We start from the raw sequence: 1532 nt of genomic DNA, 5'->3' as shown, positions 1-1532 counted from the left end.
TATAATGAATGAGGAAATGAGCGCAGCCGTGTACCTCCCCAGAAATAATACTGATCTCCTGACAGGCTGGACAAGTGTATAATATGCAGCACTTGTTCCTGTATCTGTAGAAATAATATCTCCACCAAAGAATGCTCCAATGATTACAACAAGATCAACAGAAAAATTAGAAAGATAGTTGTAAAAATAGAAAAGGGGTGTACCTGCTTTCAACATTTTATACTCATCATGGAGCAAAAGTGCAGTAATGCCTATTGAAATAATGGTGGTAAAAAGAAGCAACCCAATAAATCTTTTTGTACGCAAATAGGATTTGAACTGGTATTTCAAGGATATCATATACTGATTAATGCCACTGTCATTTTCCATGTTATCTAATTGCTAGGGGGATATATAACTATTATCTAAAAAAAAATAGATATATTATTTGAATAAAAATTTATTCCATCAGCGGATTCTTTTCCCGGACAAAATTGTTATTGTTAAGGTCAGCTATGGCTTCACGTATCTGCTGATCTGTATTCATCACTATTGGGCCGTACCATTTTACCGGTTCCTTAAGGGGTTTGCCTGACAGAAGTATGAAGCGGTATTTTGAATTGCCTGTGTGCACATTTATGTAACTCCCATTTTTTGACATTATAGCTACAGTATCAGGCTCCAGTTGCTGTTCCCTGCATATTCCCTCACCGGTGATGGAGAATATCATTGAAGTATATCCATCCTTTACCTTGTAAATAAAATCTGACTCTTCATCCATTGAAATATCCAGATATAGAGGATCTATACCATATCTGGAATCATACATCCCTGAAATTTTACTGTATTCACCAGCTATAATTTTGACAGTAATCCCATCCATTGAGATTTTTGGGACCTCACTGCCCTTTATGCTTCGGTATGTTGGAGTTGCCATTTTATATTTAGCAGGCAGATTAAGCCAGAGCTGGAATCCAGAAACAAGTGTTGGCATACCGTATGCTTTCATGAGTTCTTCGGGATTTTTTTCGTCCAGTGGCTTCGGCATCTCCTCATGGAATATGCCACTGCCGGCCGTCATCCACTGAAGTTCATCAGGATATATTGTTCCCTTATGATCTGTGCTGTCACTGTGCTCCACTTTTCCTGAAAGTAGATATGTTATGGTTTCTATTCCCCTGTGTGGGTGCCATGGAAAACCTGCAATATAATCCTCCACCCTGTCTGAACCGAAATGGTCAAGAAGCAAAAAAGGGTCTGTTAACTGAACAGTATTGGGGCCTCCAAAAATTCGCTTGAGCAGTACACCGGCGCCGTCCCTTGTTTCTGTCCCTTTTATAATGTAATCAATATTTTTCAGGTTGTGTTCCATTTATGTCACAATACAAACAAATACATGCTTGTTTAAATCATTTAGCTATATCATTCTATATTTTGATAATGTAATTGTTTTACTGTAAATTTAAAATGACTCTTTGCAATGTCAAAATTAAAGTGATAAAAATGACACAAACAAAGAGTCAATTAATAAGTATAGAAGAATTAATAAAGCT

The 1532-nt window shown here is 36.9% G+C and carries 1 protein-coding gene and 1 pseudogene; both read right to left on the bottom strand.

Going from position 1 to position 1532, the window contains the following annotated elements:
* Positions 1 to 369 (bottom strand): annotated as a pseudogene (locus tag AMDU4_RS09120) (ABC transporter permease); the annotation flags it as partial.
* Between the two features lie 70 nt (positions 370 to 439).
* Complete coding sequence (locus AMDU4_RS09115; protein WP_021787689.1) at positions 440 to 1351, bottom strand: pirin family protein; 912 nt, start codon at positions 1349 to 1351, stop codon at positions 440 to 442.
* Positions 1352 to 1532: the final 181 nt, after the last annotated feature.

It is taken from the genome of Ferroplasma sp. Type II (genome assembly GCF_000496155.1).
Note: the sequence above shows the minus strand (reverse complement) of the source record. Positions and strands in the feature narration are given on the sequence as shown.

Coding starts and splice junctions, on each gene's coding strand:
- AMDU4_RS09115 (WP_021787689.1), bottom strand. CDS start 1,351: ATGGAACACAACCTGAAAAATATTGATTACATTATAAAAGGGACAGAA.